Origin of the sequence: Arthrobacter sp. SO3, assembly GCF_020532825.1 — a bacterium.
In the GTDB taxonomy this organism is placed as follows: Bacteria; Actinomycetota; Actinomycetes; order Actinomycetales; family Micrococcaceae; genus Arthrobacter.
On sequence record NZ_MQTS01000241.1, the window covers coordinates 35,466 to 36,196 of the forward strand.

Below are 731 nucleotides of genomic sequence, written 5' to 3' on the forward strand. Positions count from 1 at the left end.
GGAACTGGTCAGTTTCGCTTTCGGGCTGCCGGGTGCCGATGTTGTGCGTGCGTTCCAGCGGGCTGGTTCCGCGGTGCTGGCCACCGTCACCACGGTTGCCGAGGCGCTCGAGGCGGCCGGGCAGGGCGTGGACGCGCTGGTGGTCCAGCATGCGAGCGCCGGCGGCCACAGCGCGGCCTTCCAGCCGCGCCCCGCAGGCCAGGAGGCCTCCCCGGGTGCCGGGCACGATACGGGCCGGCCCGGCACGACGGCGGAGCTGCTCGCCCGGGTGCGGTCCGCCGTCGGGCTCCCGCTTGTTGCTGCCGGCGGCGTGATGGACCGGGCGGGGCTGGACGACGTGCTGGCCGCGGGGGCAGAGGCGGCCCAGCTGGGCACCGCGTTCCTCCGCACGGACGAGAGCGGCGCCCGGCAGCTGCATAAGGACGCCCTCGCCAGCCCGCGCTGCACGCAGACCCTGCTGACGAGGGCTTTCACCGGGCGGCCGGCCCGGGCGCTGGTCAATGAGTTCGTCCGGGACCACCCCGACGCCCCGGAGGCCTATCCCGCCGTACACCACCTCACTGCTCCGCTGCGGGCGGCTGCGGCGGCCGCCGGGGATGCGGAGCGACTGAACCTCTGGGCCGGGACGGGCTGGCAGCAGGCGCGGACCGGTTCCGTGGCGGACGTTATGGCGGGGCTGCTGGGCTGAAGGCTTGCTGGGCTGAAGGCTTGCAGGGCTGACGGCCCGCCGC

1 protein-coding gene is annotated in these 731 nt (G+C 75.4%); it reads left to right on the top strand.

The annotated features are described in order from the left end of the window. The coding region (locus BJQ90_RS20570; protein ID WP_226762036.1) for an NAD(P)H-dependent flavin oxidoreductase at positions 1-688 on the top strand (688 nt) is incomplete at its 5' end. Between the last annotated feature and the right edge of the window lie 43 nt (positions 689-731).